This window comes from Lactococcus sp. LG1074 (genome assembly GCF_017309525.1).
GTDB classification, from domain to species: domain Bacteria; phylum Bacillota; class Bacilli; order Lactobacillales; family Streptococcaceae; genus Lactococcus; species Lactococcus petauri.
The window spans coordinates 64,717-85,819 of record NZ_CP071294.1 but is presented as its reverse complement, the minus strand read 5'-3'; the positions used below and the strand labels follow the sequence as shown (position 1 = coordinate 85,819).

Genomic DNA, 21,103 nt, shown 5'->3' with positions numbered 1-21,103 from the left:
TGAAACTCCATTTAATATTTTCGTATTTGATAACTATAGAGTACAATAATATGACTAGTCTGTCAAATCATAACTAGTCATATACACAGTTTTTTCTAGTCATATACACAGTTTTTTCTAGTCATATGCACAGTTTTTCCTAGTCATAAAATCCTGTTAAGCCTTATGATTACTGGCTTTTTTTCATCGCAAAAGAACAAAAGTCAAAATATATAATATAAACTAATAAAAAAGGAGCTAAGGCTCCTTCTTTTTTTATATTTAAATTTCTATTGGTAAGAAATGTTCTTTCACAACTCCAATTATTCGAGGATTTTCTTCAAAGGGAATAAATATATTAGGAAATAATCTATTACCTTCTTTATCTTCTAAATCATTTATCGACTCCAAAAGTAAACCATTCTCAGTTTTAGATACACATTTTATATAAGCTTTTCCTCGTTCAACATCATCTACAGCACAAACTTGACCAGGGTAGTCTATACATTCTTGATATTTTATTAAAGCTATCTCGCCATAATGATATTCGGGTTCCATTGATTCACCCTTAATACGTATAGCTCGATCATATGCAATATCTTTATTCCAATAAACAGTTTCTTTAGTATAAGTGTTTGTATAACCTTCACCATATCCTGCAGATAAGGCTTGTTCTTCTTCAACTTCATAAGGTACTAAAGAAGAATGTATTTGAATTATATTGTTTTCTTCTTCCTGTTCTTCTAATTTTCTTTGAGCAAAAGAAATTGTTTCCTCCTGATTAGGCTCAGAAAGTTTATCCATTATATCCATTATTCTGGTTGCTTTTTTTATATTAGTTTCTCCAATAAGATAACTTATTGAAACATCAAAAAATTCTGCAAGTTTCTTTTGTTGTTCAATTTTAGGAAAACGGGCTCCTGATTCCCACTTTTGATAAGCACCCTGTGATACATCTAAAATATCAGCCATAAATACTTGACTGTAATTTCCTTCTTCTCTTAGATTTTTCAAGCGTTCAGAAAGTTCCATATTATTTTTTTCCTTTCTTTTTTATAGTATAACTTGACAATTAATCCAAAAAGTATTAATATATAAATATAGGTGATGAAGAGACACTTTAAAAAAGTATATTAAAAATACCTCAGTCCAAACTCGACGAATGTCTGAGCAAACCAAGGTACATTTCTCTTAATTTCTCACTTGATATGTTGAAAAACTATTTAAGTAGAAAACCTAAAATAATTATTGCATAGTAGTGCTGATGCACCTTGTCAAATGAAATAATAAGCAATGTAAGATACTGCTATTATATCATTTATATCAAGGGAAAGCAAAGGCTTTATTTAGCATGGAGTTTTCTCAAATTCCATGCGGGCGTTAATGTTTAACGCTCTTTTTTGCGGATATGGTACTGTAAATTTTTAAGGTGAATAGGAATGTACAGTTTGAAAGGTTCAACTCCTTTTGTCCGCTTTGCGTGGTTATTCTGCTTCTAGCAGCACCCACTGCTTTCTTGCTTTGTATAGTGGTATATCTTTCTACTCAAACCCTTTGAAGAAAGAGCAGCGTTCGACTCCTGCCAAAGCAATTTAAATCCAATATTCAATTTTCAAAAGATCGTATTTTTGAAAATGAGTTTAATTCAAAGGGGGATTATGGATGAAAATAGAATCAAAAAATTTTGTTTTAATGCCAAGACATTTAAGACGCTTTAACGGTAATGTGGTACAACTTTTCGATGGCAGAAAGGGAAAGATAAATTATCCCTATCTCATGGTCTCAGACGGGAACACAAAGCTTCCTGTTATGGTTGAAAGAAAAGAGAACTTTCAAGAAATACAAATGATTCTTAAAAAAGAAAAAGTAGGATACAGTATCTTTGCGGAACGTAAAAATAAATTTTCTGAGTTAAAGGTTTTAGGAAAAAAAGATAAAGAGGCTAAATTTAGCCCCCGATAAATCCTCGGATTAGGAGAAAATAAAATACAATTGGTTACAGTGGAAGAATTTCAATCTGTATATCGTATGCAAGAAAAACAAAGAGAACTCATAAAACTTGAAAGGGAAGAAGATAGTGGGAAAAGAGAAACTTCTATCTTGGATATTTTGAAAATAATTGTTCTTGGTGTTCTTTCAATACTTTGTGTTATGTATTTATTAAAGGATTATATTCATCTCCATCTCATACATTAATTAATTTTATAGAGAAGTAGGTTACCTTCTGAAAAGAAGTAGGGGCTCGATTCCCCTATTCTCAATATAGTCGCCCAATGCGTGAAAGAGTAGCACAAGACTAAGTGAAACGTATGACGATTACAATTGAATACTCAGCTTGGTAGACTCTTGACGAGAGTAAAATGCCAATGTCTGCCCCTCTTATCAGCGTAGCTACTAAAGGGAGTGTGGAGTAGTCTGGAACGTGAGAACTTGTCCTGCTTCACACATATTTGCACCGTTTATCTTTGAATAAACGTATATACAAGAAGTCATTCAACAGAGAAGTTAGGATTGTGAGACCTAATATGACAATGCCAGATGCAAAATATGGGGATTGAACCTCCTGCCTTCGAGGAAAGGGTGAGCTACAATAAAGGTCGGCGATGCTGTAAAGGTGCCTTTGAGTTTGGGGTTAACTATAAACTCTGCGAATAATTTTATTAACGTCTTATAGACGACCAAAGTAACAGACAAACCAAAAATAATAAGAAAAGAAGTATATTCAAAATAAAAAAGCAAGACATCTATTTTTGATAGTTGTCTTTTTTTATATCAAAAATAGAAAAGAGACCACAATGTTAAAGGAACAAAACACACAGAAATTTAACGGAATTATTGATGTTAAGAAACACTTTGCGACAAGTAATTGTCCCATTTATGATGTGGTACTTTATAGTAATTTTAAAGATTACCCACATGCAGGTTTGCTATATTCTAAAATAAAGTTTGAAGAAGTGAAACAAATTCTTGCACAAGGAGAGTTTAAACCGACTCCACTTAGTGAAGTACTATTTTATAAAAAATTTCAAGGAGAGTAAGAGATAAACAAACTATGAAATTCTATTTGAAAATCAAAAACAAAATAAGAGAATTTATTGAAACACCAATTTTCCCATGTGATTTGGAAGAACGAGACTTTGAATTATAGAAAGAACGAATGATAAATATAAAATATATTTATTGACGACGCCGAAAAACTATGTTATGATGTAACTAAATAAAACAAGGAGATTTTTTATGATTGTAGAAACAAAAGATGTATTGCGGAAGATTTTGGAGAATATGGAGGCGGATATTGAATATCGTTTCTTCTCAGAAAAAGCAGAAGCAGGACTTGCTCCAAACGAATTAGCTCCCTTACATGGCTATCTTGAAAAAGGAACGCTTATGGCAGGATTAAAAGAAAATTCATGGCTCAAAGTTGATATTCGGGAGGTCTTTGCGGAGATTTGGAACAGTGTTGCTTATTTTGAGTTTAATGGTCAACGTGTTTGTGAACGCAAAGCATATGGTAAACAAATGCTTGCCTTAGATGAAGAATTTTTCAAACAAGGAGAATATGAAAAGTTTGTAGAAGAAAGTCTCCTTGCGTCTAAAGGAACACGAGAAATTATGGTTGAGGATTTATCTGGAAATCTTCCAAGTTCTATCATGAAGGATTTTATGAACTGGAAAGCCAAGGGTGGCGAGTAACTCAATATTTATTTTGATATAATAAATTAAAAGGGGTTATTTATGGCAAGAACTGCAAAATCATACGAAGAAAAAGTAAAACCATATTTAAGTGATATTCGAAAATGGCGAGATCAAGATGTTAGCGTTGTTCAAGTCGCAAAACGTTTAAAGGTCACTCAACCATTTTTGAACTATACCGCAAAAGAGTATCCAGAGCTTGAAGCAGCATTAAAACCTCGTCCTTTAACTGAGGATGAATTGAAAAGAAAAGCAGAAAATGAAGCGTCGTACCGTAGGCGTTATCTCAATTCTACAAAGTCATTTATCCGTAGACATGCGACTTTTGAAGAAAAAGAGAATTTTATTCAACTGATTTTAGAAACATCTTCAAAATCTGAAAGACAAGAATTGTTAAGGAGAATGAATGAGATTACCTAATTGGAAAATAAGAGATATTCTCGGTGGAATTTTAACTTTACCTGGATATTTACTTCTCATTGCCTGTTGTTTACTCATTTGCATGTCTATACATTATTTGATATTTAATCTGATACTGTCGCATTTCTTATCATATATCGGCATATTTCCACCAGAACAGTTATTTATTGATATTGAGGTTTGGACAATTTTAGGTTGCTTTTTTTGGCCAATAATTGAAATGATGCGAAAAAAATGGAAGTTTGAGCCAATATTTGCATTAACAAGAATAATTATGGAGATGTTCGAGGCTTGGTTTATGACACTTACTTGGCCGTATTGGGTTATTAAATATTATAAAAAACGTTGAAAAATAAAGGAGATATTATGAAAGTTACAAAAAAACAATGGATAATTGGTGGAGCGGTAGCCCTTGTATTAGCAGGTGGTGGTGCAGGGATTGTGGCTAACAATCAAGCTCAGGCACAAGCTGAGAAAACAGCGCAAGAAGCAAAGACTGCGCACGACAATCTGCTTAAAGAAGCGAAAAAAGCAACGGAAAAAGCAGAAGCTTTTAAAGCAGAAGCTGATGTAAAAACAGCCCAAGATGCAATCAAGAAACTTGATGAAAAAGATAAAACTGCTCTCATTGCACGTGTAGAAAAAGTTCGTCAAAACTGGGATTTAGTGAACAAAGCAGATAAAGCAGTTGCCAATGCAGAAAAAGTTCAAAATGATGCCAATGTAAAAACAGCCCAAACAGCAATTGATAAAATAAAAGATAACATGGCGAAGTCTAAAAAGATTGATTTGCAAAAACGTTTGGATAAAGTTAAAACTGCAGTAAAAAATAATAAAGACCGTGCAAAAGCAAAAGCTGCAGAGGAAGCAAAATCTAAAGCAAATGCGGAACAACAAAAAGCACAAGCTGCCCAAGAACAAGTAAAAACACAAAATGAAACACAAGCTCCAGCTGCAGATGTAAATAACGCAGTTGCTCCACAAGCGGAAGGCCAAGCATCTAATGGTGCAGTTGACTATGGTCAATATGCCCAAGCTCCTGCACAAAATGCACCAAGCTATAATACAGCAACGCCTTCAGCACCAAGCACTGGTGGAAATGCTACTGCACCAACAAATCCCCCTGCACATAATGGTGGTGGAAATGCTAATCCAAATGTTTCTGGTAATGACCTAGCCCACGATGAAGAAAATGCTAATAACTCTCATGGTAATGATGGAGTTGTTAATGGCGGATGGTAAAAAATAAAAAAAGTAATTCCTTTACGAGAATTACTTTTTTTATTTTTAAATTTAAAGTTATTAGAAGGAATATAAAATGAATACAAAACAACACGCACAAGCTTATTTAAACAATTTAAGTATAAAAGGGAAAACACCAACAGGCGAAGTACAAAAATTAAAAACACAAGTTATTGATCAAAATTTAAAAAAATCGGAAGAATTTTTTGATGACTTTATGCAGGAGGTGACGAATGTTGTAAAAACTTATCATCGATTGCCTTAGAGAAAATATTAAGTAAATTAAAAATAGGGGGCAAAGTTTAGCCCCTATTCAAAATGTAGAATATATAAAACAAGGGGCTAATTTTAGCCCCCTAAATTCAAAAACTCATAATCAAAAATAAAGCGGTTCGAATGAAGTGTTTTTTTATTTGCCCGAAATGGCATAAAACTATTCAATAAATATGACGTCAAGATCATATTTTTTTGTTTCTTATCTAAAATTTAAAAGGAGGAAAAATGGAGAAACATAAACATGCTATTCGAAGATTAGCACAAGCGTTAATCAAGAATACTAAAGTCACACACTTCAGCACTCGTAAGGTTGGGAAAGTATGGCTTACACGTTCCGCAGTTATTCTGGCTCTTGCAGGAGTAACAGGAATTGTCGCAACGGTTAATCCTAGTATTATCTCGACTGTAGCACACGCATTAACTTTACCATCTGGCAACACTCAAATTGGCTCAATTGGGAATGCTCCAGTAATTCAAACTTCTAACAATAATTTCTCGACAATGCAACCTTTGTTCGATAGTCTAACTGGTGCTATTCAACCAGAGTACATTGTTGGGGATACTCAAGATGGAACAGGAGGAAAACCAATCGCATGGAATAGTTCAACGACTTATGCAGGGACAGCTATTTCTAATGCAAATTCCCTAATTAGTGGTGCTAACGGTCTTTCATATGACACAATTCATTACGGGATGGGAATTAGTGATGGCTTCCAAGATGGAGATAAGTTTAATTACCTTAAACAAGGTCAAGCAATTGCAATTCATAATGTTGGTACAGCCTACAATGTAAAAACTGGTAAAAATATTCCTGTTGGTATGAAGGTAACCATCAATGATGCCACATACTATGATTCCACCACTAGTTCCTCTCCCCGTAATGTTTTTGGCGATGGTTTCAGGCTTTTAGTAGGGGCTCGTAATAACGGAGGTACAATTACATTAGGGTACATGGTCTCAATGGATGGAATTCCTAATTCGGGCTCTGGACAAGGGAGTGAAGGCGGGGGTTCTGGCGGTTCAGGAGGAGACGCTATTGGAGCAGCTTCGGGAATACCAGAATCAGTACGTGGAGTTATTACTATTGTGGATGAAAGCAATGGTAATCCGTTATCTTCAAGTACACTAATGGCAATGAAAGTTTCTGATATTGATGCAGGTCAGTCCGCACAACTTTCTAATGGTGCATTAGGATATATTGTTTCAAAACCAACTAACCTTGAACTAAGAAATAATATTTTGACAGCTAAGGGAAATGATACAGTTGTAGGAGACAATGCAAATCTAAATGCAAACTCATATATTGCTCTTTATAATGGTGCATCAACGGCATTAAACTTTGTGGATACAAATGGTAACCAAGGCCAAGGTTCAATCGTTCAAGCAGTATTTGGGAACTTAGGTAGTACATCTCCTCATCAATCTTTAGGCTATATTGAAATTGATAAAACAACACTTCAATATGGAAAAGACCTTCCCAATAATCTCTATGACTTCCAAGACATCTCCTTTGATGTTCTGGATAGCACTGGTAAGAAAGTAGATACGCTTAAACTTGATTCTTCAGGTAAAAGCGTGAAATCTAAAGGTTTACCACCTGGTAAGTACACCTTGCACGAAACATCTGGCAAATGGTCAAGTACAGGTCAAACGGTTCTGCCAGACTTCACTGTAGAAGTGAAAGCAGGGGATACCACAACGGCCAAACCTAAAAATACTGCAGTCACTGGTGAAATCTCTATCAAGAAATCAGGGGTAGAATCAGGCGATGCCATGTGGAATGAAAACTACACGCTTGAAGGAACAACCTTTAAACTGACTTCTAAAACTGATGGTAAAACCTATACTGCAGTTATCGGTAAAGAAAGTAATGGCGAGTGGAAAACAACCGTTAAAGACTTGCCCCTAGGAACTTATACGATTGAAGAAACAAAAGCTTCTCCAGGGTTCACCAATACCTTCGAGAAAAAAGAAGTGACTTTATCTTATAAAGACCAACATACAGAAATCGTCTTTGGTGAAACCAAAGGTACTAACCAAGAGGTTAAAGGCGAAAACACACTGAAAAAATCAGACAATGAAACTGGCACGAATCAAAATGGTAAGAGTGTTCTAAAAACAGCCAAATATGCTTACTTCCATGATGACGATTCTACAGGTTCAAGTCCTCATAAAAAAGGTGATCCTGTGAAGTGGTCGGAAAAACCAGCTCCTAAATTGCTTGCAGGAGAGGTTGTTCATTCGGCAATTATTGGTGGTAATCCAGTAAGTTATGGTGACAATGTTGTTATTGATGTTGACGATGAATTTTTGACTGCAGCACTTGGAAACCTTGCGGCAGGGAAATATTATTCAGTGGAAGTCGATGCAGGGGAAGGCTATGTCACTGACCCTACCAAGCACTATTTTGAAATCAAAAAACAAGATGATAAAACTCAAAATATTGTCACACCAGATACAGAGTCTAAAGAGCAGCTTATCGATGCAAACATCACCATAAATAAGATGGCGACCTTGCCAGATGGTCAAGGTGGTGCAGGCGAAAATAATGCTGAATTTACAGCCACCGCTCTTCCAGGTACTGTGGCTGATGATGTTGTCTTCAAGACAGGAGTCAATCCGATTACAGGAGACGATGGCTATGCTTCACAAAAGCTTTCTTATGGGGACTGGAAAATTTCTCAAACTAAAGGTTTTGACGGCTACGAAAAAGTTAAACCAATTTACATTCATATGGTAACAGACACAGAAAAAGATTTATTGACAATCTCAGCTTCTTACAATGAAGATTTTTCTAAACCTTATACTATTCGTACGTTTAGCTTGAAAGACAGCTCCACAAGTTCTAATCCAAAAGGAGAGGGAACTGTCGGAGAGGTTACACCAGAGACACCAACAATCAGCTTGTCTACGCTCCATTTCAATGACAATCCAGAAACTCCTGTTGTTCCAAGTATTGACATTGAAAAAGCCAATGACAAGCTGCCTAACCCTGGTGAGGGTAACCACAAGGATAAAGACAACAATGGTGGTGAAAACGACCGTGATACGCCTGATACAGCTCTTGAGGTGGAAGCAGGAAAAACTACGGCAATCAAATTCCGTTTCACAAACAATGGGACAGAGGCTCTCACACATTTGAAAGTTTCTGATAAAACCATTGAGGGTGGGATTTCTATCAAAGATCCCGCTTGGTTCTTTAATGGAGAAAAACTTTCTACCAACAAGGATGGTGAGTTAGTTACTAAAGATGGTAAACTTCTTGTGCTGCAGCCTGATGAATTTGTGACAGGCGAAGGTACTCTTCCAGAGCTTTCAGATGGCAAATTACATGGAGATGAAGCCTCAGTTAGTGGTGTAGGTGTAGAATCTGGCAAAGAAGTTGGGGATGAAGATAAATGGTACGGTAAGCCAAAAGAAGAAATTCCAAGTATTGATATTGAAAAAGCGGACTCTAAAGCGCCAGAAGCAGGAGAAGGTAATCATAAAGATAAACCTAATAATGCAGGCGAAAATGACCACGATACAGAAGATACGGCCAAAGAGCTTGAAGAAAACAAAGCTACAGAGATCTTCTTCAAAACTACAAACAATGGCACAGAACCTCTTACGCATCTAAAAATCGTTGATAAAACAATCGCCGGTAAGACCAATGTTAAAAACATCAAGTTGATATACAAAGAAAAACCACTCAAAGTCAATAAAGATGGCGAGCTGACTACTGAAGATGGGAAACTCTTGGTACTTAATCCGGGGGAAACAATCGAAGGAAAAGGAACTCTTGAAGGCTTAGCTGCAGGTGATGTTCACGGCGACAATGTCACAGTTGACGGTATTGGTGTTCATTCTGGTAAAAAAGTAGGAGATGAAGATGAATGGCATGGAAAAGTTTCAGACAAAAAACCTACTACAAATATAATTGTAAAGGCTCTTGCTGATACAGGTGCTGCACTTGGTCAACACATTTGGGGGCTAGTAATTGCAGGATTAGCATTGATTACAGGAATTTCAACATTCATTATTTCAAAACGAAAAAATAAATAAAAAAGTTCTAATTAAACTCTTTAACGATAATAAATCGTGAAGGGTGGTGGGAGGTATGTTTAAGGAGAATTTATTTTATGAAAAAGTATATTTCAAAAGAAAAAATCATTATGGTTGTTTCTTTTGTATTGGTTATTGTTGGTTTACTTTGGTTTTTTAGTCCAGAATTGAGTAAATATCTTATTCGTTCAAAGGGAACTACTGAAGTGAATGTATCTCATGAAAAAATGAAAGAAAACCAATTAAAAGCAACAGCATTTAAACCAGAAGAAATAACTCCAAAATCCACATCTGATTATGTATCGGATTATTTTTCTGAAAGTCAGTTACCTGTGGTTGGTATACTCTCGATCCCTGATATTAATATGATTTTGCCCGTATTTAATGGGACAACAAATGAAACAATGTCCTATGGTGCAGGCACTTGCAAGCCCAACCAAGTGATGGGGAAAGGAAACTATTCTCTCGCAAGTCATACCATATTCAATATGTATTCTGGTAATGTGATGTCAGGTATTTTATTTGGGAATTTGATTTATACTCAAGTTGGACAGAAGATTTATCTCACGGACAAAGATAAAGTTTTTGAGTACAGTATTGATAATATCTACACTGTGAATGTCAATCAAGGAAATATCATTGATGATCATGATAAAAAAGATGAAATTACACTTTATACCTGTACAACACTCACAGGAGAAGAACGTTTAGTTGTACATGGCAACCTCATTCAAACAAGCTCATATACTGCAAATCACAGTATATTTGAATAAATAATAAAAGTAAGGAGAAACGTATGCTTATTCAACATATCTTACAATCAGAAAAAACACTTCAAATTAAAGGAGCTGCAGGGAGTGGAAAAACTCACTTCTTGAAATTGCTTCTCAATAAAGCTCTTTCTCAAAAACAGTTTGAGAAAATTGAAATTTTTTCAATGTGCAAGGAAGAATGGAAAGAATTTGAAAAATATGAAAATGTAGAACGTATCCATTTAACGGAGTTTATGCAACGAAAAATTACAGAGGAAACTCAGAATTTTCCTAAACTTATACTTGTTGATGGCTTTTCCGAAATTTGCGAATTGGAAGACGACTTTAATAAAGCAAAAGACTTTAAAGAACGTGAAGAATTTTTGAAAAATTATATCTTGAAAAGCAGTCGCACAGCACATCATAAAGTTATTGTGTCTGATCAAACTGGATATTTGGAATTTCCAAGTCAAAAAATTTCATTCAAGACTCGAGAGGGAGTGAAAAAAAGAAGTTGTTTTATTTTTGATGAAGAAATAAGTATGGATGAAGTTGATGAAAGAGTTCATCACGTATGAAAAGTTTAAAAGATTACGAAAGCGTTGAAATACAGCCCAAAGGAAAGCACCTCAGATTTCAAATAGCAGTTCTGCTATTTTTTCTTTTGATTTTTATATCCATTTTTACTATTGTAAGGCATCAACCGCCTACTCACTCCTCTCAGGAAATGGTCAAATCTTCTTCTGTACGGGAAACTATTAAAAAAAGTGAACCAGTGAAAAAAGAAAATAAGACTAAAAAGGAATCGACTTCATCTCAAAAGGAGGTTGTAGCCCTTAAACAGACCGTAGAAGCTCCTAAACCGCCTTCTGAGACCTCGAGTTCTTTAGTGGATAATAACTCACAAACGTTATCTGAAGCTCCACAGAGTGCAAATGATAGCCTTGTTGAGCAAGCTGACACAGAACAAGAGCTTAGGCAACAAGCAATTGATGAAGCAAACCAAAAAGCAGAGGAAATTGCTCAATCTTTGGCTTCTTCAGCGCAAGAAGAAGGTTATATCGTTAATATAGAAAGGCAATAATATATGGCACTAACAAAAGAACAGCAACAAACAAAAAAACGTATCGAGCAAATCTGCGAGCTACTGAATATTGACTATGACAAGTGGCTTGCAGAAAAGCAACAGGAATTTATCATGGAAAATACGGACAAAGCCTTTGAGGCTTCTCTTAAATTAAAGAGGGTTCAAAATAAATTCCAAAATGGTCAACATCATGGTTAGACAAAATGGAAAATATTACGGTCCTAAAGTTAACAACATGGATATTGACTTTGAAATTGTAGAACATATTGGGATTATTACTCCTGCTTCACGTTACCATCCTTGGAATAAAGAAATAAATGTTGTTTCTTGGAATGGTGGAGAAGCAAAAATTGATATTCGTGAATGGAATAACGATCACACACGAATGAAAAAAGGATTGACGCTTAAAAAAGAAGAGTTCTTTAATCTACTTGAAGTAGGTAGAGAGTATGTCAATAATGCTGAAAATACGGACACAGAAGAATAGTGTAAGTATCTTAAAATTTACATAATAAATAATATTAAAGAATAGAGGAATGAAAAATGAATTTACCAGCAAATATAACAACAGGACTACATACAGCTTTCCAAGTCATGCAATATGCAGGGATTGGTATTGGAGTAGTGGTTATTGCATTTACATTAGCCACTGGTGCTAGAAAAGATGTCCAAAAACGACGCCAAGCTTGGGATGATGTGATTGGCGTTGCGGCTATCTGTTTTGCTCTAGGCACTTTAGGTGCTGTACTTAACTGGATATTTACTGCAATGGGTATCGGCTCATTCTTACCTGCAGGAATCATCTAAGACTTGAAAAGAGGAGAAACAATGAAATTTAAAATTATTCCAGAACATCGACGTACTGCCCGAAAATTCAAGTCTGACTTTGTTTCTATTCCTGAAGCGGCTAAGGAAATTCAAAGACTCATTGATGTTTCCACAAACAATATGAAAGGCAAAGAAATTCTTGCAAAAATTGTCTTTGAAGATAAACAAAATGGAGAACTTGAAACATCAATTATACCTTTTAAGCAGGGTGCTTCGACAAATGTAAGTTATTATGCAACAAAAATGCTTGAAGAAAAGTATTCAAATGCACCACGAGAAATTCGTGATGCATTTTTAAATACTTTAAAAGAAGAATTGGAGGGGACAGAAAAGATTGACCGTCCAGTCGAAGCTACCATTCCAAAAGAGCAAGAACAGGTAGAGAGCAAAGCTACAGCCGTTTCTCGTTCTATGACAGAATGTCCGAATTGTCAAGAAGATATTGAGGAGAATGTAAAATATTGTCCTTATTGTGGCTTCGACCAAACAACCGATTTAACCACCATTGATGAAACTCTTACTGAAGAAGAAATTCCTTCGATGGAACATGAAAAAAATTCTTCAGAAGGGTTTGATATTTCTCAAACAGAATATGAGGAAGTAGAGGTTGAACAGACACAGACAATTCCACCTTCTTCTGTTAATGACACTGTTCAAACAGGAGGAACAATGACTTATTCTGATGTTGATTCATCACGTAGTACAGAGGTTGCTCCATTATGGGTCAATAATTTGCCTTCTGAAATTCAGAATATAATTGCACGTGGGAAACAGTTTAGAGGTAAGACGACTATTCGAGCTGAGATTTTTGAAAAATATAAAAATCCTCAAAGTGAGGAAATCACACGTAAAACAACAGCAATTTCGGATGAAGAACAAAATGCGCTTTATGCTGCAGAACAAGAATTTATTGAGAGCAAAAGACGTATTGCACAAGACTTTGAGCAAAAACGTCAATTTGAAACTCAAAAAATCAAAGATAGTTACTCTGAACGGATCAATAAAGAAATAGAAGCTACTTTAGAGGCGGAGCGTTCTAAAGCTAAGAGCTTTACTCAAGATATGGAGACAGCTCTCAATCAACTCATAGAAAATACATAAAGGTGAACCATGAACGAAGAATATAAACAATGGAAAAAGATACTCGCTAATAAATGGGTATTATGGGCAGAAGTCATTCTAGGAACTGTCGTTATCATTGTGTTAGGCGACTTTATCATTAACTTTATCGTTGCTTGTGGTGTATTCTTTAAGGTCAGACCAGGGGAAGGCCTCCAACAAACATTTACTTCTGCATCAAACCTTGTAAATTATGTGAAAGAGAACTGGGTTAGTATGCTCTATCCTCGGTTTACTGTGGTTGGTATGGGGAGTTTGTTGCTTATTTTAGCTCTTGTATATATCTTCAGATGGCGAAAAATTTATAATAAGCGAGTGGCTTATAAGGACATAAATAAGGGAACAGAGGGGACAAGTCGTTGGACGACTGAAAAAGAACTGAATAAGCAATATACGCTTGTCTCCTTAGATAAAGATAAAGAATATGAAGGTCGAGCAGGAGTTCCTGTTGCTTTTCATCCAGATCGAGATAAAGTATGGATTGATACGACAAATACCAATGTAGAGGTACAGGGCGCAACGCAATCAGGGAAAACACAAACGATTACATACCCTACGCTTGATTTGAATATTCGAGCAAAAATTCCCGATAGCATGTTGCTTCCAGATATTAAAGGGGACTTGATTCGCAGAACCTATTTTCATCCGCTGGCACGTCAAAAATTTCACATCCGTGCTTTTAACCTCATAGAGCCTAAGAACTCTCTGAGGTATAACCCTCTTTATGAGGTGCAACAGGCTTATATGAATAAAGAATTTGGTAAGGCACAAAAAAGAGTGCAGTCTCTTTCCTATATTTTTTATAATAATCCCGAAGCAAAAGAGCCTGTCTGGGACGAAGGTGCAATGTCCATTTTTGAAGCACTTTCTCTTTGGTTGGCGGAACTAGGTTATGAGTATAATATGCCACGTTGGGCAAATATGACCGCTTTTATAGATATTATTGATTATCTAGCGAGTGATAAAGATAAAAATGGTCGAACAACCCTTGATTATTATTTTTTGACCTTACCGACATCCAGTCCCATTCGACGGGCCTATTCAATTGCACTAAAAGCTGAAAAGAAACAAACCAGTTCATTTTATATGATGGTTGCCTCTAAGCTGAAGTATTTCTTCTCTGAAGATATTAAGTATCTCACTAGTGGACACGATATTGATTTTGTGGATTTGGCATATCCTAAAGATGGCAAGCCAACTTTATTATTCCTCATTTTCCCTTACTCAGACTTTTCAAATGCAAAGATATTAAAAATGTTCTTATCACAGCTTTATCAGAAACTAGCAGAGGTAACAACATTGGGAGAGGGAGAGTTTGATGTTCGCTTGCGTTCATGGCTTGAAGAAGAACAAAACTTACCCGATGTCGAAGGGATGGATCGTTACAATAATGCGGGCTTACAAAGTGGGATGCTTTTTGGTCACATTATTCAATCAAAAGCGGGACATCAAGGTGTTTATGGTGAGACAAAATCTAAAAGTATTCTTGGAGCTGCAGGGAACACCTATTATATTAAGGCAGATGATTTTGATGAAGCTAAAGACTTTTCTGAAAAACTTGGCCCCGCAACGGTTATTACAACACAACGTTCAGGCGACCCTTTAGACTCAGATAAATCTTATACAGAAATGGAGAAAGATAGAAACCTACTCAAAGCAGACGAACTTACACGTTTAATGCAAGGAGAGTGGGTTTTAAATCGTACAAAATATACGAAAGATTTAAAAGGTAAACCCATTCGCCCTTATCCAATCAAAGCCTTCTATAAGGAAAAGAAAGATGCTTCTGGCAAAATTATTGGCTATGAGGATTACATGAATGCCAAATTTGCTTATGAATATCTGTTTAGTGAGGCAGGAGGAGATTTTGATACCAAAGGTAAAAAATTGAGTGAATTGGAATTAAGGGAAAACCTTGAGACAGACCCGAAAACAGGACAACCACTTGACCGTGTTGTTAAGGACGAGGACTTGATTGTTCCTCATGATTTACTTGATTTAATCATTGGAGAAGCTATGGTTCGTCAAGAGCTTCGAAATTTTTATGGTACACCCGAAGAAAAAGAAGATTTACTTTTCCAATTAGAGAGCTTCACGGCTCAAATTCAAGAGTATAAGGACAAATTCAATGAAAAATATAAAACAAATGATGAGCAAGAACAAAGCCATAATAAAGAACAACCCGAAACTGAATGGGATGTACAAAATCATTCAGGTACTGACCCGATGGACAGCGATATTCACAGTCATTCTAGCGTGGATGATGCTTCTTGTGCCAACGACAATGCTATTAGTTCCGTTTCTACTCGTAATGCTCATATTAGTGATGACACTACTTCTCAGCATCCTATGGGGCATTCTTCTCGTACAGTTGATGAAAGAGAAGAAAGTAGTCAAAGTGTAACGACCATTAATGAAAAACGAGCTGAAGCAAAAAAAGAAAGGGAAAATCTAATACTTATGGAAATTCTAAAAAACGTTGAAGAACTCAAGGACGACAGTGCATTGAGTGTAAGTGATATATTTGGCGAAACCTATCCAGAATTTTTGAAATTGGTCGAAGAAATGTTCGGGGCGCAACATTCTCGTTATATCGAAGACCCAGAATTATCGGTCGCCAAGTTTAAAAAATGGTTGGAGAGTGCTAAAAAATCTCAGAGAGGTCGAGCATTTCTTTTGAAATATAAAGAGTTAAAAAATAAGGGGGTTATCATTGAAAGAAGCTGAATTAGTCAATAAACTCCAACAATGGGAGAGTTATTTACATCAATTTTCTGTTCTTGACTTGTTCCAAAATGTTGCTTTCTTATTTAAAGCTCTGATTTGGTACTTAATTGTTGGCTTGGCAAATATTCTTGACGCTATGAATGGTATGGCGTCTAAAGCACTTGTATTGCTTAATATCAATAATTCTCCTGCTTTTCAAGAGTTCATGAAAAAATATCTTCCCTTATTTATTGCAATAGGGATAGTTTTTGCGGGGGCTACCTTAATAGGTATGATGACCAATAGAGGAAAAGATCAAACGCTTTATGATTTTTATAGAAATATGTTTATTGCTATGATTGTCATTATTGGTTTTCCTTGGATATGGGGACAAGCGACAGGTACAACAGTTAAAGTCGCAAATTATATCAATCAAAGTAGTTCAATGTCCACAAATATTATCTCAAAGAATGTGACTGACCTTTATTATATTGACAAAAAATATAATTTTGATGTTTCGCAGTTTAATTCAAGTGGGGAGAGTAAGGATAAAGCGGGGCTTGCGGAAGATAAGGAAAAAAATTATCTACCCAAAGATAAAAATGGAAACATTAAAGTTTCTGACTTATCACGAATCAATCCAGTAGAAACAATTGAAGTTGGTGACCCTGCGATTGAACTCTCAAAAGATGGCAAGGAAATCCTGAGCCACCAAATTATTTGGTCGGGGAAAACCGCAAAATCTAAAGAATTAGGTAAAGGTAAATTTGGTTTTGGAGAGTCGCATTATTACCGGTATAAATATAATTCCTTTAGAATACTCTTTTATCTGCTCATGGGGATAGTTGTTAGTGCTATTCTCACTTGGAAAGTTGCTCAAATCTCCTATGAAGTTTGGTATAACGGTGCATTGGTTCAAGGTGCAGCGTTTTTTGATTTAAAAACAGGAAAAAGATTGATTGCACTTACTCAAAAATTCTTTATCAGTCTAGGTGCTATCCTTGTTATCTTTGTTATGCAAACCCTGTTCAATATAGGTTATTCGTATGTGGACGCTTCGATTGCGACCACAGATTTAAGGGGGCTACTTCTAAATTCTATTCTAAAAATTGCCTTACTCTTAACTGTTATTGACGGTCCGAATGCTTTTGAGTCTGTCTTTGGTGTAGATGCTGGGCTTAAAAGTGCGACACGTTCAATCATTGCGATGAACCAAGGTTCACAGCTTATCCGCTCAGGAATGAATAAGTTAGGCGATATGAGTAAATTTGCGGCAAGAAATGCAGCACGTGGTGGCGGATTTATTGCAGGAAGTATCTTTGGTGCAAAATCTTCCCAACCTTCTCAAGAAGAAGCAGATGCGATGAATGGTATTGGGTCTGAACATAAAGACCACAAAGGTAAAAGCCAAGACCAAGCCACTGGTGCAGAATTTGGTCAAGGGGAACATTCTTCTACTACAGGAGAAGATACAAGTAGTAAGGGTACTGAAAATAAGGCAGATGAACCTTCAACAGGACAAACTTCTTCAGAGTTTCAGAAATCTTCCACAAATAATTCAGAAAGCTCCTCTGCAGAGGAAAAAGAGGGTGCAAAATCTTCTACTAATTCTCCTTCAGATGAAAATTCGCCATTTAAAACAGATGATTTTGATGACAAGGTTGAAAAAGCAAATGAACAGGTAGATACACATGGGCTTTCATCAGATTACTCTGATCTTTTAAATGGTCAGAATGAAGAAGCTGTTCGTGCCTTTGATGAAGTGACTTTACCACATGCTGTAACCGATACAGTAGAGTCAAATCGTAAGAAAGTTGATGAAGCAATGCTTGCGTATGAGAATGCGGAAGATAAGTATCGTGGCATTAAGCAACAAGAAAGTCAAGAAGTGAAGTCGAATCTTAAAGAAATAGTTACCCCTACACAAAAAGGCATAAAAAATGCGACTTTAAAAGGCTACCAAGCAGGAGAAACAACTAAAATAGCAATGGGTTGGTCATCTGAACGTAAACAGGCCAAACAAGAGCTAAAACAGGCTAAACAGCCTTTTAAGGCAGATGGTCTATTTTCACAAGAGCCGAGAGGAGATATGTTTAATGGCGATTAAAACACCTAAAAGGATTCGAAAAGCCTTTGATATTAAAGGCGGTTTAACCACAAAAGACATACGAGGGGTTGTTATGGGAATTGGAGCAGGTATGGTTACTTCTCTGATGATGATAACTCCCTTAAGGCTTATATGGATAAGTCTTGTCACTGTGTTGTCTATTTGGTTAATGTTGCCGAATAAGACAGTTAATTTAAAACATTGGCAGGTTATCTTTTTAATCGTTAGTAATCCTGTCAAAATATATATTGCGGAGAGAGATTCCAGGAGAGATGAATGATGAATAATATGAACTTAAATGATTTTGCTTCAGATAATATGAAGCAAAAAAAAGCAAAGAAGTTAAAGTTGTTACCAAATATAAAATCTAAGGTATTTCCAAATAAGTCAAAGAAGGTCAAAGATTTAACCTATCCAGTTACAGAGTTCTTGGAAAATGGATATGTTGTATCAGAATACAATGGTGTAACACAATATCAGGCGATATTTCGTCCGACTTCGTATGACCTTACAAAGATTACCGATGAAGAGTTTGATAAACTTACTCGAGATTATTGGGAGTTTCATAGGTTACATAAGAATGAATTTAAGGAAATTTACTTGAATTTTCCCGAAAGTAATAAAGATAATCAGGATTTTGTCAATGAAAAGATGAAGTCAGAAACTGACCCAATTAAGCAACAATATCTCAACTATGAGATGAAAAAGCTAAAGGTACAAGAAAAATGGGTAAAAACAAGACAGTCTTTTATTGCAGTATATGGGGAAAGCATTGAGGATTTAGAGCAAAATATCGATGGCTTGGTCACTGCAGGTAAGCAACTGTTTACATTTGATCAACTTGATAAAAAAGAAATTAAACTTCTTTTTGAACTGTTCAATAATTCAGGACAGTTGAGTGAAAATACAAGAATTGTTAAAAGAAAACATGCGGATAGTGACATTATTGAAACTGCAACACACGGGGGACTCGTTTTTGGCACAAGTTTTACCTACTATCAAAGCTCTAAAGGTTATCATGCGATTATGTATGTGAGCGAGTTACCTCTTACGAAAAAAGATTTCTGGATTTCAAGTATTGTGAACCATGAACACGTGGAAGTTGCGACCGTTGATTATCATATTAATCCCAATGTAGATTATGAGGTAGAAATTGGTGATACCGTTGAGAATTATAACGATGAAGCAGCTCAAGCGAGAAAGCGTGGAAAAACGACACTAAGTGATGCGGCAATACGTAACGCCAATGAGTTGCGTATCTTAGCAGATAAAATGAATGATGTTGGGGAAGTCATTAAAACGATGGAAATTCGTTTGTTCATTTCAGCTCCTACGCTTCAAGAACTCGAAGAAAAAGTCGCAAATTTGAATAAAGAAGTTAAATTTGAAGCACGTATTTATCCTGGCATGATGCTCTCAGATTATCAAGCCTTTTTCCTTAGTCATAGCCTCTGGGCAACAAAGTTTGAAAATAACTTCAGAGAAGGAATTGAGTTACCTGCGGAAACCTTTGGGATTGGATTTGCCCATAATAATAGCTTTCTTCATGATGGAGAGGCTTTTTTCTATGGTTCGACTCAGACTGGAGGGCGAGTTTACTTTGATCCCTTTGCTAAATCAAAATCAAGACTTTCCTATTCAAAATTTGTGGCAGGGAGTTTGGGGTCTGGTAAATCAACACTACTCAAACATATGCTCGAGGACAACTGGATGAGAGGAAACTTTGTCTATATCTTTGATAAGGCAGGAGAATTTCAAAAGATTGTTAAGCGCCTTGGTGGAGCATATCTACACCTTGACGGTCGGGATGGCTTAATTAACTTGTTACAAGTTTTCGGTTTAGTATCTAAAGCAGATGAAAATAATATGGAAGAAGATGTGGATGCTTCATTTAATTCACATCTTACCGATACTGTGGATCGTTTTAATATTCTTTATGAATTCAAAACAACTAATGCCAATGCTAAAATTCGTCAAATTCTTAAAGAATTTTACATTGATTTTGGTATTTATGGGACAAATGCGACTCGACCTATTACTCAACTTTCAAACAAAGAGTATCCCACTTTTATAGATTTTAAGCACTATCTTGAAAAATTATTTGTCCAGGAACAAGAACCTACTCGAAAAGCTGTAGAAGATGATTTAATTTCAATGATTACTGAAGTTATTGAGCCGAATAGAAAGCAATTTATTGGACATACTACCCTTGATAATCTCTTAGATAATCAATTGATATGTTTTGATATTTCAATGATCAATGATAACTCAACAGACCCTGTCTATGATACCCTCTTTAATGTTGCCCTTTCTTTATTCTTGTCACAAGCACAAAATAACGGGCGTCAAGAATGGAAAGACTATGTACAAGGTCGTAAGCTATGGAGTGAGATTAAACGTACACAAATCATTACAGACGAGTGTCACAACGTACTTAACCCATATAAATCTTATGCAACACGAGCTTACTCTATGACCGTAGCCGAAGGTCGTAAATTCTTTATTGACATTACATTAGCCACTCAAAACGTGGCGAAAATGTTGCCACCTAATGCTGCTCAAATGGGCGGAGAGATTGGTCAAGCCATGAATGACATAAGCAATATCATTGGTCTTGTTCAATATAGAATGTGGATGAAACAGCCCCCTACGGCAATTCCAACACTAAAAAAATACTTCTCTGATGACTTTAGAGAGTTTGACTATAAAGACATTAAGAACTACGGTATTGAAGAAAATCGAGGCAGTAAAATGATGCTTGTAGGTGCAACAGACAAGCCTTTAATTATGTATCATTGGGTTTCTCCTGCGGAGTTAGAACTCTTTGAAGGTGGCGCATAGGGAGGAATT

21 protein-coding genes are annotated in these 21,103 nt (G+C 35.9%); 20 read left to right on the top strand and 1 reads right to left on the bottom strand.

Annotated features, from left to right (window positions below; genetic code table 11):
• Positions 1-261: 261 nt before the first annotated feature.
• Entirely contained in the window at positions 262-1,011 is a 750-nt protein-coding gene (locus tag J0J36_RS10445; RefSeq protein WP_206886824.1) for an XRE family transcriptional regulator, read from the bottom strand.
• Positions 1,012-1,641: 630 nt separating this feature from the next.
• Between J0J36_RS10445 and J0J36_RS10440 the strand changes: the two genes are divergently transcribed.
• The 20 genes from J0J36_RS10440 to J0J36_RS10345 all read left to right on the top strand — a co-directional run bounded on the left by J0J36_RS10440 (position 1,642) and on the right by J0J36_RS10345 (position 21,094).
• On the top strand, positions 1,642-1,941 hold the full coding sequence (locus J0J36_RS10440) for a hypothetical protein (protein ID WP_206886823.1): 300 nt from the start codon (positions 1,642-1,644) through the stop codon (positions 1,939-1,941).
• Positions 1,942-1,971: 30 nt separating this feature from the next.
• Positions 1,972-2,175 carry a hypothetical protein gene (locus J0J36_RS10435; protein WP_206886822.1) on the top strand — a complete coding sequence of 68 codons (204 nt, stop codon included), beginning with the start codon at positions 1,972-1,974 and terminating at the stop codon, positions 2,173-2,175.
• Positions 2,176-2,774: 599 nt separating this feature from the next.
• Positions 2,775-3,017: a hypothetical protein gene (locus J0J36_RS10430; RefSeq protein WP_206886821.1), complete on the top strand. Its 243-nt coding sequence runs from the start codon at positions 2,775-2,777 to the stop codon at positions 3,015-3,017.
• Positions 3,018-3,216: 199 nt separating this feature from the next.
• Positions 3,217-3,672, top strand: coding sequence for a hypothetical protein (locus tag J0J36_RS10425; protein ID WP_017370614.1), 456 nt, complete (start codon positions 3,217-3,219; stop codon positions 3,670-3,672).
• A 42-nt stretch (positions 3,673-3,714) separates the two neighbouring features.
• Entirely contained in the window at positions 3,715-4,092 is a 378-nt protein-coding gene (locus J0J36_RS10420) for a hypothetical protein (RefSeq protein ID WP_017370615.1), read from the top strand.
• Complete coding sequence (locus J0J36_RS10415) at positions 4,079-4,441, top strand: hypothetical protein (RefSeq protein WP_017370616.1); 363 nt, start codon at positions 4,079-4,081, stop codon at positions 4,439-4,441. Before J0J36_RS10420 ends, J0J36_RS10415 begins: the two co-directional genes overlap by 14 nt.
• A gap of 17 nt (positions 4,442-4,458) precedes the next feature.
• Positions 4,459-5,334 (top strand): serine protease, encoded by an 876-nt coding sequence (locus tag J0J36_RS10410; RefSeq protein WP_206886820.1) that lies wholly within the window; start codon positions 4,459-4,461, stop codon positions 5,332-5,334.
• 76 nt (positions 5,335-5,410) lie between these two features.
• Positions 5,411-5,599, top strand: coding sequence for a hypothetical protein (locus J0J36_RS10405; protein ID WP_206886819.1), 189 nt, complete (start codon positions 5,411-5,413; stop codon positions 5,597-5,599).
• Between the two features lie 236 nt (positions 5,600-5,835).
• The gene (locus J0J36_RS10400) at positions 5,836-9,654 is read left to right on the top strand and encodes a prealbumin-like fold domain-containing protein (protein ID WP_206886818.1); all 3,819 of its coding nucleotides are present in this window, start codon (positions 5,836-5,838) and stop codon (positions 9,652-9,654) included.
• 77 nt (positions 9,655-9,731) lie between these two features.
• Positions 9,732-10,427, top strand: coding sequence for a class A sortase (locus J0J36_RS10395; protein ID WP_206886817.1), 696 nt, complete (start codon positions 9,732-9,734; stop codon positions 10,425-10,427).
• Positions 10,428-10,450: 23 nt separating this feature from the next.
• Positions 10,451-10,984, top strand: a complete 534-nt coding sequence (locus J0J36_RS10390; RefSeq protein WP_206886816.1) for an NACHT domain-containing protein — start codon at positions 10,451-10,453, stop codon at positions 10,982-10,984.
• The gene (locus J0J36_RS10385) at positions 10,981-11,490 is read left to right on the top strand and encodes a hypothetical protein (protein ID WP_206886815.1); all 510 of its coding nucleotides are present in this window, start codon (positions 10,981-10,983) and stop codon (positions 11,488-11,490) included. The genes J0J36_RS10390 and J0J36_RS10385 overlap by 4 nt, the downstream gene beginning before the upstream one ends.
• 3 nt (positions 11,491-11,493) lie before the next feature.
• Entirely contained in the window at positions 11,494-11,691 is a 198-nt protein-coding gene (locus tag J0J36_RS10380) for a hypothetical protein (RefSeq protein ID WP_003136419.1), read from the top strand.
• A complete protein-coding gene (locus J0J36_RS10375) occupies positions 11,684-11,980 on the top strand; it encodes a YdbC family protein (protein WP_017370623.1) in 297 nt (98 codons plus the stop codon). Before J0J36_RS10380 ends, J0J36_RS10375 begins: the two co-directional genes overlap by 8 nt.
• Positions 11,981-12,036: 56 nt before the next feature.
• Positions 12,037-12,300: a hypothetical protein gene (locus J0J36_RS10370; protein ID WP_003136422.1), complete on the top strand. Its 264-nt coding sequence runs from the start codon at positions 12,037-12,039 to the stop codon at positions 12,298-12,300.
• 21 nt (positions 12,301-12,321) lie between these two features.
• The gene (locus J0J36_RS10365) at positions 12,322-13,422 is read left to right on the top strand and encodes a zinc ribbon domain-containing protein (protein ID WP_206886814.1); all 1,101 of its coding nucleotides are present in this window, start codon (positions 12,322-12,324) and stop codon (positions 13,420-13,422) included.
• 9 nt (positions 13,423-13,431) lie between these two features.
• Complete coding sequence (locus J0J36_RS10360; RefSeq protein WP_206886813.1) at positions 13,432-16,167, top strand: type IV secretory system conjugative DNA transfer family protein; 2,736 nt, start codon at positions 13,432-13,434, stop codon at positions 16,165-16,167.
• Positions 16,154-18,253 (top strand): pLS20_p028 family conjugation system transmembrane protein, encoded by a 2,100-nt coding sequence (locus tag J0J36_RS10355; RefSeq protein ID WP_206886812.1) that lies wholly within the window; start codon positions 16,154-16,156, stop codon positions 18,251-18,253. The genes J0J36_RS10360 and J0J36_RS10355 overlap by 14 nt, the downstream gene beginning before the upstream one ends.
• A complete protein-coding gene (locus J0J36_RS10350) occupies positions 18,243-18,533 on the top strand; it encodes a hypothetical protein (RefSeq protein ID WP_042753265.1) in 291 nt (96 codons plus the stop codon). Before J0J36_RS10355 ends, J0J36_RS10350 begins: the two co-directional genes overlap by 11 nt.
• Complete coding sequence (locus tag J0J36_RS10345; protein WP_003136428.1) at positions 18,530-21,094, top strand: hypothetical protein; 2,565 nt, start codon at positions 18,530-18,532, stop codon at positions 21,092-21,094. The genes J0J36_RS10350 and J0J36_RS10345 overlap by 4 nt, the downstream gene beginning before the upstream one ends.
• The last annotated feature ends 9 nt before the right edge of the window (positions 21,095-21,103 follow it).

Excerpts from the sequence above, each read along its gene's own strand:
- J0J36_RS10445 (WP_206886824.1), bottom strand. The coding sequence starts at position 1,011 with ATGGAACTTTCTGAACGCTTGAAAAATCTAAGAGAAGAAGGAAATTAC.
- J0J36_RS10380 (WP_003136419.1), top strand. The coding sequence starts at position 11,494 with ATGGCACTAACAAAAGAACAGCAACAAACAAAAAAACGTATCGAGCAA.
- J0J36_RS10365 (WP_206886814.1), top strand. The coding sequence starts at position 12,322 with ATGAAATTTAAAATTATTCCAGAACATCGACGTACTGCCCGAAAATTC.
- J0J36_RS10350 (WP_042753265.1), top strand. The coding sequence starts at position 18,243 with ATGGCGATTAAAACACCTAAAAGGATTCGAAAAGCCTTTGATATTAAA.
- J0J36_RS10440 (WP_206886823.1), top strand. The coding sequence starts at position 1,642 with ATGAAAATAGAATCAAAAAATTTTGTTTTAATGCCAAGACATTTAAGA.
- J0J36_RS10390 (WP_206886816.1), top strand. The coding sequence starts at position 10,451 with ATGCTTATTCAACATATCTTACAATCAGAAAAAACACTTCAAATTAAA.
- J0J36_RS10410 (WP_206886820.1), top strand. The coding sequence starts at position 4,459 with ATGAAAGTTACAAAAAAACAATGGATAATTGGTGGAGCGGTAGCCCTT.
- J0J36_RS10405 (WP_206886819.1), top strand. The coding sequence starts at position 5,411 with ATGAATACAAAACAACACGCACAAGCTTATTTAAACAATTTAAGTATA.
- J0J36_RS10430 (WP_206886821.1), top strand. The coding sequence starts at position 2,775 with ATGTTAAAGGAACAAAACACACAGAAATTTAACGGAATTATTGATGTT.
- J0J36_RS10415 (WP_017370616.1), top strand. The coding sequence starts at position 4,079 with ATGAGATTACCTAATTGGAAAATAAGAGATATTCTCGGTGGAATTTTA.
- J0J36_RS10360 (WP_206886813.1), top strand. The coding sequence starts at position 13,432 with ATGAACGAAGAATATAAACAATGGAAAAAGATACTCGCTAATAAATGG.
- J0J36_RS10385 (WP_206886815.1), top strand. The coding sequence starts at position 10,981 with ATGAAAAGTTTAAAAGATTACGAAAGCGTTGAAATACAGCCCAAAGGA.
- J0J36_RS10425 (WP_017370614.1), top strand. The coding sequence starts at position 3,217 with ATGATTGTAGAAACAAAAGATGTATTGCGGAAGATTTTGGAGAATATG.
- J0J36_RS10345 (WP_003136428.1), top strand. The coding sequence starts at position 18,530 with ATGATGAATAATATGAACTTAAATGATTTTGCTTCAGATAATATGAAG.
- J0J36_RS10370 (WP_003136422.1), top strand. The coding sequence starts at position 12,037 with ATGAATTTACCAGCAAATATAACAACAGGACTACATACAGCTTTCCAA.
- J0J36_RS10400 (WP_206886818.1), top strand. The coding sequence starts at position 5,836 with ATGGAGAAACATAAACATGCTATTCGAAGATTAGCACAAGCGTTAATC.
- J0J36_RS10420 (WP_017370615.1), top strand. The coding sequence starts at position 3,715 with ATGGCAAGAACTGCAAAATCATACGAAGAAAAAGTAAAACCATATTTA.
- J0J36_RS10375 (WP_017370623.1), top strand. The coding sequence starts at position 11,684 with ATGGTTAGACAAAATGGAAAATATTACGGTCCTAAAGTTAACAACATG.
- J0J36_RS10395 (WP_206886817.1), top strand. The coding sequence starts at position 9,732 with ATGAAAAAGTATATTTCAAAAGAAAAAATCATTATGGTTGTTTCTTTT.